This window comes from Sphingopyxis sp. BE235, assembly GCF_031457175.1.
GTDB lineage: Bacteria > Pseudomonadota > Alphaproteobacteria > Sphingomonadales > Sphingomonadaceae > Sphingopyxis.
Genome location: NZ_JAVDWC010000004.1, coordinates 243,141 through 256,668, shown reverse-complemented (window position 1 = coordinate 256,668; position 13,528 = coordinate 243,141). Strand labels below are relative to the sequence as shown.

General features: G+C 67.5%; 11 protein-coding genes. 1 reads left to right on the top strand and 10 read right to left on the bottom strand.

The features are described from left to right. Positions 1 to 4 precede the first annotated feature (4 nt). Genes J2X38_RS17540 through fliE form a run of 7 tightly spaced genes read right to left on the bottom strand, consistent with a single transcriptional unit; the run spans position 5 to position 6,588 of the window. Positions 5 to 1,180 carry a flagellar hook-length control protein FliK gene (locus J2X38_RS17540; protein WP_310255901.1) on the bottom strand — a complete coding sequence of 392 codons (1,176 nt, stop codon included), beginning with the start codon at positions 1,178 to 1,180 and terminating at the stop codon, positions 5 to 7. Next, positions 1,177 to 1,623, bottom strand: a complete 447-nt coding sequence (locus J2X38_RS17535; RefSeq protein ID WP_058539358.1) for a hypothetical protein — start codon at positions 1,621 to 1,623, stop codon at positions 1,177 to 1,179. The genes J2X38_RS17540 and J2X38_RS17535 overlap by 4 nt, the downstream gene beginning before the upstream one ends. After that, the gene (locus J2X38_RS17530) at positions 1,620 to 2,951 is read right to left on the bottom strand and encodes a FliI/YscN family ATPase (RefSeq protein ID WP_405053469.1); all 1,332 of its coding nucleotides are present in this window, start codon (positions 2,949 to 2,951) and stop codon (positions 1,620 to 1,622) included. Before J2X38_RS17530 ends, J2X38_RS17535 begins: the two co-directional genes overlap by 4 nt. Next, positions 2,948 to 3,550, bottom strand: coding sequence for a FliH/SctL family protein (locus tag J2X38_RS17525; RefSeq protein WP_310255898.1), 603 nt, complete (start codon positions 3,548 to 3,550; stop codon positions 2,948 to 2,950). The genes J2X38_RS17530 and J2X38_RS17525 overlap by 4 nt, the downstream gene beginning before the upstream one ends. Beyond that, positions 3,543 to 4,574 (bottom strand): flagellar motor switch protein FliG, encoded by a 1,032-nt coding sequence (gene fliG / locus J2X38_RS17520; RefSeq protein WP_310255896.1) that lies wholly within the window; start codon positions 4,572 to 4,574, stop codon positions 3,543 to 3,545. Before fliG ends, J2X38_RS17525 begins: the two co-directional genes overlap by 8 nt. After that, complete coding sequence (gene fliF, locus J2X38_RS17515) at positions 4,567 to 6,231, bottom strand: flagellar basal-body MS-ring/collar protein FliF (protein ID WP_310255894.1); 1,665 nt, start codon at positions 6,229 to 6,231, stop codon at positions 4,567 to 4,569. The genes fliG and fliF overlap by 8 nt, the downstream gene beginning before the upstream one ends. 3 nt (positions 6,232 to 6,234) lie before the next feature. After that, complete coding sequence (gene fliE, locus J2X38_RS17510) at positions 6,235 to 6,588, bottom strand: flagellar hook-basal body complex protein FliE (RefSeq protein ID WP_310255892.1); 354 nt, start codon at positions 6,586 to 6,588, stop codon at positions 6,235 to 6,237. 246 nt (positions 6,589 to 6,834) lie between these two features. On the opposite strand from fliE, the gene J2X38_RS17505 reads away from it, so the two are divergent. Next, positions 6,835 to 7,665, top strand: coding sequence for a flagellin (locus tag J2X38_RS17505; protein ID WP_058539364.1), 831 nt, complete (start codon positions 6,835 to 6,837; stop codon positions 7,663 to 7,665). A 222-nt stretch (positions 7,666 to 7,887) separates the two neighbouring features. Here the strand turns inward: J2X38_RS17505 and J2X38_RS17500 are convergent, their stop codons facing one another. The 3 genes from J2X38_RS17500 to J2X38_RS17490 are packed head-to-tail and all read right to left on the bottom strand — an operon-like array spanning position 7,888 to position 13,407. After that, positions 7,888 to 11,154, bottom strand: a complete 3,267-nt coding sequence (locus tag J2X38_RS17500; RefSeq protein WP_310255889.1) for an error-prone DNA polymerase — start codon at positions 11,152 to 11,154, stop codon at positions 7,888 to 7,890. Then, positions 11,151 to 12,689, bottom strand: a complete 1,539-nt coding sequence (locus tag J2X38_RS17495) for a DNA polymerase Y family protein (protein WP_310255887.1) — start codon at positions 12,687 to 12,689, stop codon at positions 11,151 to 11,153. Before J2X38_RS17495 ends, J2X38_RS17500 begins: the two co-directional genes overlap by 4 nt. Next, entirely contained in the window at positions 12,604 to 13,407 is an 804-nt protein-coding gene (locus tag J2X38_RS17490) for a hypothetical protein (protein ID WP_310255884.1), read from the bottom strand. Before J2X38_RS17490 ends, J2X38_RS17495 begins: the two co-directional genes overlap by 86 nt. Positions 13,408 to 13,528 lie beyond the last annotated feature (121 nt).

Sequence of the window (13,528 nt, the reverse complement as noted above, 5' to 3'; positions counted from 1 at the left end):
CTGATCAGGCAAAGCGGCCGCGGCGGTCGGCGGCGCGGTCTTCGTCACGCGGCTCGGCGCGTTCGGTGGCGGTTTCGATGAGGTGCGAGGTGTCGGGCGCGGCGGTGCGGCCCTGACCCTGGCCCTGGCTTTGCGACTGGCGTCCGGTCTCGCCCGGCGTGCAGGTCACTTCGGCGCCGGCGACGCGCACGCCCTGCTGGCGCAATTCTTCGACGAGGCGGCCCTGTGCGGCGGTAACGATCGTTGCGGTCGCTTCGTGACGCGTGTCCATTTTCAGCGACACGCCCTCGTCGCCCATCTGCATCGCGACGTCGAGGCGGCCGAGATGCTTCGGCATCAGGCGAAAGCTGATGTCGCCGCTGTCCGACTTGGTCGCGGCGATGTCGCGCGCGAGCTGGTCGATCCACGCGCCGTCGCTTTCCATATCGAGCACGCGTTCGGCGATCACCGCGGGCGCGGCTGCTTCGGCGAGCGTCGCGGCACTCTGTGCGGCGGGCTGCGCGAAGAGGATCGTCATCGACGGCGCCGCTTCGACGGGCTTGGCGACGGGTGGCTCGGCTCCGGGGAGGATCGGCATCGCGGCATCGCGCGGGCGCGCGGCAACGGGAAGCGCGGGGGCGCTGGTGTCGGCCGGAGCCGCCGCGGCTTCCGCCGGCTTCGCGGGTTTTGCGGCGGCAGGGGTTGCGGCGGCGGGGATTGCGGCCGCTACGATCGCGGCCCAATTCGTGACCGGCGCAGCCGCCACGGACTCTCCGGTCGCCGCCGTGTCGGGCGATGCGGCATCCGCTTCGGGCTTGGCCGCAACCGACTTGCCCGACGTCTGTGCGGGCGCGGCGCCGGGGATGCTGCCGTTCAGCGCGATCAGCAAGTTCGCGGCCAGCGCCGCGGGATCGGCCTTGGCTGGCTCGGCCTTCACCGCGGGGGTTTCGGCGGTGGCGTCCGGTTCGACGGGGGCTTCGACCTGCGGGGCCGCGACATCGACGGCCGGTGCGGGATCGATCTTGATCGTCGCCGCGGCAGCATTCGCGATCGGCGCGACGGCGACTGGCGCGGCGGCGAGCAGCTGGTCGAAACCGCCTTCGCCGCCACCCTCGGGCAGCTGCCCGATGTTGGCGAGGAAGGTTGCGAAGCCCGCGGGCATCGCGCCCTGGATGGTGGGGAGAGAGGGGGCGCTCATCATGCCGCGCCGCCTTCGATCAGCCGCAGGCGCATGCCCGTGCGCGGGCGGTGCGGGCGGTTGGCGTCGTCGCGGCGTTCCTGTTCGACCTGCGCCGCTTTCCGGCTGCGTTCGTACAGGCGGACCGCCGATTCTTCCCTGACCATCGCGTTCTGCGCCAGCGCGCCGGCCTGGTCGCGGCGCTCGCTGGCATTGCTCAGCGGCGCGGTCAGGCTTTCCTGCGCGATGTCGAGCCGCATCGCGAGTTCGCCGATCGTGTTGAGCGCGCGGCCGGCAACCGCACCCTTCGCCATCGCGAGGTCGACGCGCAGCGTTTCGAGCCGCTTCGCGAGTTCGACGAGGTTCGCCAGTTCGCCATTGGCGCGCGCCAGATTGGCCTCCGCCTGCTGATGTTCGACGGAGCGCACGCGAATGATACGTTTGCGGCGTGCGGTACGGGCGTTCATGCGGAATATCCTTCAATCAGGGCTTGGCGGGAAATGTCGAAATCGACCTGCGCCTTGGCAGGCTGCGAAACATAGGCGAGCTGGTCGGCGTGGCGCGCGATGGCGGTGTCGAGCACCGGATCGGCGCCGGCGACGTAAGCGCCCATCAGCATCAGATCGCGATTCTCTTCATAGAGCGACCAGAGCTGGCGGAAGCGCGCGGCGGCGGCGGCATGTTCGGGATCGACCGAATCGACCATCGTGCGCGACAGCGAGCGTGCGACGTCGATCGCCGGATAGACGCCCTGTTCGGCGAGCTGGCGCGACAGGATGATATGACCGTCGACGATCGCGCGCGCGCTGTCGACGACGGGATCGTCGATGTCGCCGCCATCGGCGAGCACGGTGTAAAGCGCGGTGATCGATCCGCCGGTTTCGCGGTCGATGCCGGCGCGCTCGCACAGCGAGGGAATGAGCGCGAAGACCGACGGGGGATACCCCTTCATCGTCGGGGGCTCGCCCAAGGTCAGCCCGATCTCGCGCTGCGCATGCGCGACGCGGGTCAGGCTGTCGATCAGCAGCAGCACCTTCTTGCCCTCGGCGCGGAACGCTTCGGCGATCGCGGTCGCGCGCATCGCGGCGCGCAGGCGGAGGAGGGGCGGATGGTCGGCGGGAACCGCGACGACGACCGATTTCTTGCGCACTTCGGGGGGCAGCTTGGTTTCGACGAAGTCGCTGACTTCGCGGCTGCGCTCGCCGATCAGCCCGACGACGATGACGTCGCATTCGGTGCCGGCGATCATCTGGCCCATCAGCACCGACTTGCCGACGCCCGAGCCCGCGATGATCGCGACGCGCTGGCCTTCGCCGACGGTGAGCAGGCCGTTGATCGCGCGCACGCCCATGTTGAGCGGCCTGGTCACACGGCCGCGGCGCAGCGGGTTGACCTTGCGGCCGGCGAGCGGCCACTGGAACTGCGACTGGATCGCGGGGCGGCCGTCGAGCGGGTTGCCCTGCGCGTCCATGATGCGGCCGAGCAGCGTCTTGCCGACGGGAACCATCGAGCTGGCGCCATGCGGTTCGACCGGCGCGCCAGTGACCAGCGGCTTGTTCATGTCGAAGGGCAGGACAAGGCTGCGGTGGCCACGAAAACCCACGACCTCGCCATAGACATAGTCATTGTCGGCCGACTTGATGCGGACGTTGCTGCCCAGCGGCTGGGGGAAGCCGGAGACTTCGAGCATGATCCCCTCGTGCGCGACGAGCGTGCCGATGCGGCGCGGGCTGGCGCCCGCGAGGTCGACGGGGTCGAGCAGCTGCTGCGCGCTCATGGCGAGGCGGCGGGTCACGCGGCGTGTTCCGTACCGAGCGCGGTGCGCAGTTCGTCGAGATAGACGGCGCGGCCATGTTCGATCCAGCCGGTTGAGGTTTCGAGGCGGACGGTGCCGCGCACCATCGCGGGATCGCTCTCGATCGCCAGCGTCAACGGAGCGTCGGCGAGTAGCACGGCGTCTTCGGGATGAACCCAAAGCGTGCGTGCCTTGTCGGCGTCGGCGACCATCGACGCGGCGGTCTCGGCCTGCGCCTGCAGCCATTCAGCGTCGATCGGCGCGGCGGCGACGATCTGGCGCACCAGCCGTTCGACCGTTTCGGCGATCAGCTGCGCGAGTTCTTCGCTCGGCTCGTCCTGCAGCGCTTCGGCGCCGGCAAGCAATGCGAGCAGCTGGTGACGCTCGGCAACAAAGGCCGCTTCGGCAAGACGCTGGCCTTCGGCGAGGCCGAGCGCGAAGGGATCTTCGAGGTCGAGTTCGTCGATGCTTTCCTGTTCGGTCGCCTGCGCCGTGTAGGTTGCGGGCGCGAAGGACATCGGGCGGAAGCCGCTGCCGCGTGCCATCGCCTCGGTGAGCGAGACGGCTGCGAAACCGGCCTGGGCGGTGCGATCAGACATAATCGTCGCCTCCGCCCGCGATCATGATTTCGCCCGATGCGGCCATCTGGCGGACGATCTGCATCACGCTCTTTTGCGCATCGTCGACGTCGGCACGCTTGACCATCGTCATTTCGGTCATCTCGTCGCGGATCGTTTCGGCGGCGCGCTGCGACATGGTGGCAAGGCACATGTCGACCATCTCGTCGTCGGCGCCCTTGAGCGCGATCGCGAGCTGGGCGGCATCGACCGAGCGCAACACGGCGCTGAGGCTCTTCTTGTCGAGGTCGCGCAGGTTTTCGAAGATGAACATCTCTTCCTCGATCGTCTGGGCGAGCACGCGGTCGTGCTTCTTCAGCGAACGAAGCGTGCGCTCCGACAGCTGCTTCGGCATCTTCTTCATGATCTTGGCGACGTCGCTCGGGCCGCCGATCGTCTGTTTGGCGACGCGCTGGCCATCGACGTTGGCGCTCGCGAGCACCGCTTCGAGATCCTCGATCGCCGCGGCGGGCACCGAGGTCAGCATCGCGGCGCGCAGCACCAGGTCGGCCTGCAGCACTTCGTCGAGCGTTTCGATCGCGCGCGCGGCGACATCGGGGACGAGCACCGAGAGGATCAGCGCGCCGACCTGCGGATGCTCGCTGGCGAGCAGCCCGCTGATCGCGTCGACGTCCATCCAGCGCAGCATTTCGAGCGACGCGGCGCTCCGCTGCGGCGCGACGGCGGCGAGGATATTGTCGGCGCGGACATTGCCGACGGCTTCGTTGATCACGGTGCGGATGCGCGTGTCGGCGCCGATCGCCAGCGCGCTGACATCGCGGCTGCGCGTCACGAAGCGGTCGAGTGCCTGGCCGATCTGCTGTTCGCTGGCGTTGGCGGTGTCGAACATCGCTTTCGCCAGCTGGCGGACCTCTTCGGGGCCCAGCTGTTTCAGGATCGTCGCGGCTTCGCTTTCGTCGAGCAGCATCAGCAGGATCGCGGCGGCGGCCGATCCTTCGATCGCGGGCATGGCGGGTGCGTTATCGAGTTCGGCGACTTCAGGCACGGGCGCCCTCCTGCATCAGGTGGCGGACGACGAGCGCGGCGCGCGCCGAATCCTGGCGGACGAAGGCGCGGACGAGGTTGGCGCGCGCTTCATAGCTCGGCGCCTGTTCGATCATCTCGAGGGTGATTTCGCGGCCGCCCTGACCGCTGGCGAGTGCCGGGCGGTCGGTGGCGGCGAGCAGCGATGCTTCGAGTTCCTGATTCTGCGCGATGCGCTTCGCGGCGCGTTCCTTGGCGGCGCGGATCATCGGGCGGCCGATGAACAGGAAGGCGAGCAGCGCGGCGACGATCGCGCCGACCTGCTTGATCAGCGGCAGGAACCAGCCCTGGTCGTAAAAGGCGGGCGCGGTGTCTTCGACCTGTACGAACGGACGCTGGTTGATCGCGACCAGATCGCCGCGCGTCGCATCATAACCGATCGCGCCCTTCACCAGATTGTCGATCTTGGTGAGATCGGCCTGCGTCAGCGCCTTCTTGCCCTGATTGAGCGCGACCGCGACCGAGACGCGGCGCAGCTTGCCCTGCGGCGAGTGCGTCACCGAAATCTCGCGGCCGACTTCATAAGCGCGCGCGGCGTTTTCGTTGCTTTCGGTGCCGGGCGCCGGGGCGCCGGGCGGGACCGGCTGCGGGCCGGTCGCGGTGACCGTCGTCGCCTGCGGCGGCTGGTTCGACAGCGCGCCGGGGATGCCGACCGCGGGGGCGCTCGTGCCGCTGGTCGAGCGCGTGATCTGCTCGCTGGTCAGCGCGCGGTCGTTCTCGGGGAAGCTTTCGCGCGTCGCCTGGCTTTCGGACATGTCGACGTCGGCGTGGACTTCGACGCTATAATTGCCGGCGCCGAGCATCGGGCCGAGCAAGGTGTCGAGCGCGCGGCGGAAGCGGTCTTCGACCTGCAGCTGCAGCTGGAACGCCTTCATGTCGCTGCCCGATGCGGTGTCGGAGAGCAAAGCGCCGCGCTGATCGATCACCGACACCTGATCGGCGTTCATGCCGGGGATCGACGAGGCGACAAGGAAACGGATGGCCTGCACCTGACCGTCGCTCAGCGAACGGCCGTTCTGCAGCGTCAGCATTACCGATGCGGTGGCGGGCTTGTCTTCGCGGACGAACAGGCTGGGTTCGGCGGCGGCGACATGGACGCGCGCGCTCTTGACCGCGTCGATCGTCTCGATCGTGCGCGACAGATCGGCCTCGCGCGCCGAGCGCAGCGCTTCACCCTCGATCGCGCGGCTCGACCCCATGGGCAGCGCGGCGATCAGGCTGTCGCCGCTCGGCGCCGCCTTGGGCAGGCCTTGCCCCGCGAGTGCGATGCGCGCCTGATGCAGCTTGTCGGCGTCGACGGTCAGAGCGCCCGTGGTCGGGTCGATGCTGTGGCCGATCCCCTGCGTCTGCAGCGCGTCGGCGACCGCCGCCTTGTCGGTGTCGTCGAGCCCGGCGAACAGCTGCGCCTGCGGCGCCGCCTGCATCGTGAAATAGGCGAGCGCGGCGATGCCGATCGCCGACGTCATCGCGATCGCGGGCAGCGCGCGCTGCACCGCCGGCTGGCGCATGAACTGGGTGAACGGCGCGAGCCGGCCGCCCAGGACGGGGGCGGGGAGGCGGTTCGCGTTACCGTCGTTCACAGAGTTGGGGACGGGGGTAAGGATCTGGGTCTCGGCCATGGATTACACCGGCATGTTCATGATGTCGCGGTATGCGGACAGCAGCTTGTTGCGGACTTGCAGGGTGGTTTCGAAGCCGAGCGAGGCTTTCTGGCGCTCGATCATCACGCTGACGATGTCGTGCGTGTCGCCGCGCTCATAGGCTTCGGTGATCTGGCTCGCCTTCGACTGCTGCGCGTTGACCTGTTGCAGCGCATTGTTGATCGCCGCGCCGAAATCGGGGGCTCCCGCTGCGCCGCCGGCGCCGCCTTCGGCCGCGCCGATCCCGCCGCGGCCCGCGGCGCGCTGCAGCGCCTGGTTCTGATTGAGGATCGAACTGCGCATCTGCAGCAGCCGGCTCGGGTCAATCGTGCTCATTGCTTTTTCATCCGTCCTGACGGCGGCGATGTGCCGCACGCAAAGAACAATGCAAAGCGCGTGCCAAAAAAATTAATGGCTTATTTTCAGTATATTGATCTGGATTGCCGGTGCCCGTCAGGCCGTTTCGGCATTTTTTTGACACGCGGGCTTAAGCGCCGCCGACGCCCGCCGTTACTGCTTTCGTGACCGCTCCTCGAGCCCTCACATCACGGGAATGGCCATCGAGGCCGGAAAGGAACAAAGATGACTGTCATCAACACCAATGTGAGCGCGCTTCGCGCCCAGAACAACTCGCGCGTCGCCAGCCAGGCGCAGTCGCAGGCGATGGAACGCCTGTCGAGCGGCAAGCGCATCAACGCCGCGAAGGACGACGCCGCCGGCCTCGCCATCGCAACCCGCATGGAGGCCGCATCGCGCGGTTTCACGCAGGCCATCCGCAATGCCAACGACGGCATTTCGCTCGCCCAGACCGCTGACAGCGCCGCGGGCAGCATCTCGGACATCCTCGTCCGTATGCGCGACCTGTCGATGCAGGCATCGACCGGCACGCTCAGCGATCCCGACCGCGTGCTGGTGCAGAAGGAAGTCACCGCGCTGATCGCGCAGATCGGCGACGTCGTCGGTCAGACCACGTTCAACGGCAACAAGCTGCTCGACGGCAGTGCCGCCACCGGTTTCAATATCCAGACCGGCATCAATAACACCGAGGTCGTGAACATCACCATCGCGAACCTCGGCACGGCCGGCACGGCGCTTACCGGCGTCGGTGCGATCTCCGTCGCTACGCAGGCCGGGGCTACCTCTGCGCTGGCAGTGCTTGACACGGCGATCGACAATGTTGCCAGCGAACGCGCCAATCTCGGTGCGCAGCAGAACCGCCTGACCTCGGCTGTCGATAATTTGACGTCGCGCGTCACCAATCTGGACGAAGCCAAGTCGCGCATCGAAGACGCCGATTTCTCGGTCGAATCGACGAACCTCGCGGCTGCCGGCATTCTGGCGCAGGCCTCGACCGCGATGCTCGCCCAGGCGAACCAGAGCTCGCAGGGCGTGATGAACCTGCTCCGCGGCTAAACTTCGCAAATAAATTTCAGGCTATATTCGGTTGGTCCCTTAGATAGCCTGATCCGATGCCCCGGCCCCCACAGCCGGGGCATCTTCTTTTTTGTCTGTTCGGTATGGCCGAACAGGGACGGCACCAGCCCGCTCCCCCTCCCGGCCTCCCTCGGTTACTATCGTTGGGGAGGCCGGGAGGGGGAGCGGGCTGGTGCCGTTGCCGACGTCAGTCGGCCGCAACTAATGGAAATCCCGCGACTTGGGCAGGATGCGGACATCGCGCGGATGGCCATGCTTCGCCGCATAGCCCCGCGGCAGCTGCGGATGCTTGACCTCGTCGGCGCGGCAGACGTCGGGTTCAAAACGCCGGTCGCTGCCCAGCGTATCGAGCATCGCGGTGCAATCGACGATGCGCGTCGCCATCAGGTGGATCACGCCCTCCTTGCTCCGCTGCACCTCGCCCTCGGCGAGCATGAGCCGCGACGCCATGACGGCGCGGCGATAGCGTTCGAAATGGCGCGCCCAGAGCAGGATGTTGACGATCCCGCCCTCATCCTCGAGCGTGATGAAGATCGCATTGCCCTTGCCCGGCCGCTGGCGGATCAGCACGACCCCCGCGGTGCGCACGATCGACCCGTTCTTCGCCGCCATAACCTCGGCCGCGCTCAGCACGCCCTCACGCGCGAAATCGCGGCGCAGGAACGCCATCGGATGGCCCTTCAGCGACAGCCGCGTCGTCTGATAATCGGTGAGCACATGCTCGACCATCGGCGTCGGCGGCAGCTCCGCATCCTCCTCGGCACCGAGCTCGTCGGTTTCGGCCGCGCCGAACAGCGGCAACACGCCCTGGCGGACGCGCCGCGCGTCCCACAGCGCCGGCCGCCGTTCGAGTCCCATCGACCGGCACGCATCGGCTTCGGCGAGCAGGCGCAGCGCGCGCGGCGGCAGGCCCGCGCGGCGCGCGAGTTCCTCGACCGAGGCGAAGGATGTGGTTCGTGCCTCGACGATCTGGTTCGCCCATTCCTCGCGAAACCCGTCAACCTGCCGGAAACCCAGCCGGAGCGCGAGGCTGCCGTCGGCGCGCCGCTCAAGGCTGTTATCCCAATGGCTGTCGTTCACATCGACCTCGCGCACCTCGACACCATGCTCCTGCGCATCGCGCACGAGCTGCGCGGGAGCATAGAAGCCCATCGGCTGCGAATTGAGAATGCCGCACGCGAAGACCGCGGGATGGTAATGCTTGATCCACGACGAGACATAGACGAGCCGGGCAAAGGATTGGGCGTGGCTTTCGGGAAAGCCGTAGCTACCGAAACCCTCGATCTGCTTGAAACAACGCTCGGCGAAGTCCTGCTTGTAGCCCCGCGCGACCATGCCGCCGATCATCTTCTCGCGGAAATTCTCGATCGTCCCGACGTTGCGAAAGGTCGCCATCGCGCGGCGCAGGCCGTTCGCTTCTTCGGGGGTGAAGTCGGCTGCCACCATGGCCAGCTTCATCGCCTGTTCCTGAAACAGGGGAACGCCGAAGGTTTTGCCCAGAACGTCATGCAATTCGTCCGGCGGGTGTGGCGGCGACGGCTCGGGAAACTCGACCGGTTCTTCCTTGTTGCGGCGGCGTAAATAAGGGTGGACCATATCGCCCTCGATCGGGCCGGGGCGAACGATCGCGACCTGCACGACCAGATCATAGAAAACCTCTGGGCGCAGCCGCGGCAGCATGTTGATCTGTGCCCGGCTTTCAACCTGAAACACGCCGATGCTGTCGCCCTTTTGCAGCATGCCGTACACCTCGGGATCGTCGCAATCGATGTCGACTTCCAGCGTGTGGTTCCCGAGGTCATGTTCGCGCATCAGGTCGAAGCATTTGCGGATGCAGGTGAGCATGCCGAGGGCGAGCACATCGACCTTCATCAATCCCAGCGCGTCGATGTCATCCTTGTCCCATTCGATGAAGGTGCGATCCTCCATCGCGGCATTGTGGATCGGCACCAGCTCGTCGAGCCGCCCTTCGGTCAATACGAATCCGCCGACATGCTGCGACAGGTGACGCGGGGCTTTCAGCAGCTCGCCGACGAAGCGGTGCAGTCGTTCGATCTCGCCATTGTGCGGATTGAGTCCCGCCTCGACCAATCGTTCGACCGGCACCTCGTCGCCCCAGCTTCCCCAACTCGTGTCTGCGAGGCGCGCGGTGACATCTTCGCTGAACCCCAGCGCTTTTCCGACCTCGCGGATCGTGCTGCGCGGGCGATAGTGGATCACCGTTGCAGCTATGGCCGCGCGGTCGCGGCCATAGCGGTCATAGATATGCTGGATCACCTCCTCGCGCCGTTCGTGCTCGAAATCGACATCGATGTCGGGAGGTTCGTCGCGCTCGGCGGATACGAAGCGCGAGAAGAGAAGGTCGTGCTTCATCGGATCGACCGAGGTGACGCCGAGCAGGAAGCAGACGATCGAATTGGCGGCCGAACCGCGCCCCTGACACAGGATCGGCGGGTTTTGCGCACGCGCGAAGCGGACGAGATCATAGACCGTCAGGAAATAATAAACATAATCCCGCCTGCGAATCAGCCGGAGTTCGTTGCCGACAAGCTTCCTGACCTTGGGGGGCAGGGGTGTGCCATAACGGCTCTCCGCCGCAGTCTTCACCAGATGGTGAAGATAGGAAAATGGCTTCCAGCCCGACGGTACCGGTTCGTGCGGATATTCGTAGCGCAGGTCTTCCAGATCGAAGTGGATGCGCGCGAGCAGCTTCGTGCTTTGCTCGATCGCTTTGGGATAACCATCGAACAACCGCTTCATTTCAGCAGGCGTCTTCAGATGGCGTTCGCCATTGGCGCGGAGGAGCTTGCCCGCTTTCAGGACCGTCGTTCCTTCGCGGATGCAGGAGATGATGTCGTGGAGTGGGCGCTGCCCTATGGTCGCGTAGAGCGCGTCGTTGGTCGCGAGCAGCGGGACACCCGTCGCTGCCGATAGGTGCTGCAGTTTTGCCAGCCGGCGCGCATCCGTGCCAGATTGCGGCATCGTTGCGGCCAGCCACACCGATTTCGGCCTTGCGCGTTTGAGGGTGCGGAGCAGTTCCTCGTCGCCCTCCATCGCGATCAGCAGCAAATCTTCGCAATGGCCGAGCAAGTCCTCGAGGCTGAGAATGCAGTCGCCCTTCTGCGCTTGCAGATTTCCCACCGAAAGAAGGCGCGTCAACCGTCCCCAGCCGTGGCGGCTGACGGGATAAGCGACGATATCAGGCGTGCCGTCGGCAAAGACGAGCCTCGCTCCGACCACTAGCCGGAAGCCCTCCACCATCTCGGGCTTCTTCACCTGTTGTTCTTTCAGGAACGCCCACGCCCGCACCACCCCCGCGACGCTGTTGCGGTCGGCGATACCGATGCCTTTCATGCCGAGGTTGATCGCCTCCGCAACCATTTCGGCGGGATGCGATGCCCCGCGCAAAAAGCTGTAATTGGTCGCGGCGACCAGTTCGGCAAAACCGGTTTCGGGCGCCTCGCTCATGCGAAGACCCCGTGGATATACCAGCGCGGGTCGGGCTTTTCGTCGTAGAGGCCGTGGCGAAAGAGCCAGAAGCGGCGGCCCTGCGCATCCTCGACGCGGTAATAGTCGCGCGTCAGCCCGCCATTGTCGCGGCGGCGCCACCATTCGGCGGCGATACGTTCGGGGCCTTCGTAACGGCGGATCGCGTGCGTCGCGCGGCGCCAGCGGAAATGGTGCGGCGGGCCGTCGGGCACCTCGGCGATCACCTCGATCGGCTGCGGCGGATCGAAGAGGTGGAAGGGACGCGTCGGCGGCTCGCCTTCCTCGGGCGCGGGCCAGGCCAGCGGGAGCGGCGCGTCGGCCGCGGGCAGTTCGAGCTGCGCCTGTTCGGGGATATGCGTATCGGCAGGGCGCAGTCGCCGCACCCGCCCGCGTCCGAGCCGCGTCGTCAGCCGGTCGGCGAGTTCGTCCATCGCCGCGCCTTCGTTCGCCGTGCGGACCGCGCCGCCCTCCAGCTTCAACTGCGTCGCGGTCAACCGCTCGAGCCGCGGCACCGCGAGGCGGATCATGTCGAAACCGAAACCGGGGTCGAGCGGGTCGGCGAGGCTGTCCATACGCTCGGCGAACAGGCGCATCACCAGCCCCGTGTCGCGCGTCGGGTGGCCGGTTTCGATCGCTATGCTGCGCGCGAGGCCATCGCTGCGAAAGAAGGTCGCGCGGAAATGGCGCCCGCCCTTGCCGCGTTCGCCAAGCTCCTCGATCGCTTCGCCGGTGAGCTCGGCTAGCACTTTGGTGGCGTGCGCCGTGCTGCCGAGCGGCTCGGCGAAGCGGCGTTCGGTGACCACGGGGGGCAGGGCGATTCGCGGGGCGAGCGGGCTGGGCGCATCGCCGAGCAGGCGGCGCAGTGCCATCGCGGCGTCGGCGCCGAAGCGCGCGGCGATATTCGCCATCGGGCGGCTCGCGAGGTCGCCGATCGTCTTGAGCCCTGCGCGGACCAGCGCGGTGGTCGCTTCGGCTTCGAGTTCGAGCGCGGCGACGGGCAAACGGCGGATCGCTTGCGCTTCGTCGGGGGCGGGACGCGTCTGGTAGCGCGCGAGTGCGCGCGCGGCATCGGCGGTCGGACCGAGCGCGTGGCGCAAGGTCATGCCGAGCCGCGCGAGGCGTCTCTCGGCATCGCGCACGAGCTCCGCCTCACCGCCGTACAGATGTTCGGCGCCCGCGATGTCGAGGATCAGCCCGTCGGGTGCGTCGAGCGAGACGAGCGGCGAGTAGCGCGCGCAGCCCTGCGCGAGCCGGTCGAGCCAGTCCTGGTCGAGCACGGGGTCGTGCGGAACGACCGCGAGTTCGCCGATCTGCGCGCGCGCATCGGCGAGCGGCATGCCGGGGCGCAGCCCGACGGCGAGCGCCGCGGCATCGACGCTGGCGAGGCGCATCGCGCCGCGCTGCTTCTCGGCGAAAACGAGCGGCGCGTCAGGCGGCCGCGGCGCCGTGCGAAGCCATCGCTCGGCGGGCAGGAAGGGGAAGAAGAGCGCCAGATAGCGCCGCTTCGTCGGCATTTGGCCCAAAAGCTTTTTCGTCATGGTTCCAGTCCAGTCGCCAGCGGGCGGGCGCAGCGCCGCCGCGCCAGCGCAGCAATTCGAGGTCGAAGGCGGGCGCGCCGGGGGCGTTCGCTTCGAGCGCGTGCGAGGCGGCGGCGGCGACACTCCAGCGCGTCTCGGCGACGCTCGGCGCCGGCGCGGCATTGAGCCGGAGCATCAGCAAGATCGTCCCCGCATCGCGCGCGCCGAGCGCGAGGCGGCGCCCCGCGGTGAGGTCGAGCAAAGGGAATTTGCCCCAGCTTTCGACAATCACCGCCGCCGATCCCGCACAGCGGATCGCATCGTTCGCGCAGGCGAGCAGCATCTTCGGATCGGTGGTCTCGACGAGCAGCAGCCGGTCGGGGTCGCCGCCGAGTTCGGCAATGCCGGGTGCATAGATATGGCCCGTGCGCTTGCCGGCATCGCTCGTGCGCAGCCAGATCAGCGGCGCCTTGCCCGGGGTACGCAGCGCGATCAGCGCGGCGAAGGCGGCGGCGCTCGTCGCGTCGAGCGCATCGGCGGCGAAAAATTCATGGGTGCGCCCAATCATCAGGCCGCCGCCGATCGCGGCGTCGAAGGACGCGTGCCCGCTCGCCAGCCAGCCTCCGGTCCGGCGGCTTTCGAAACCGCCATTGGCGGTCAGCCGGGCGATGCGTTTCCGCAGCCCGGCGAGTTGGGAAGACGACTCGCGCATCATTTGTTCCTGATATGTTCTATTAGCGCGCGAGCGGGGTCGATTGTCAAGATGAGTCAGTCGCTCCAGTTCCGTCACCCCGGACTTGATCCGGCATCCCTTCCGGCGGCGTGGTCGTGGACCC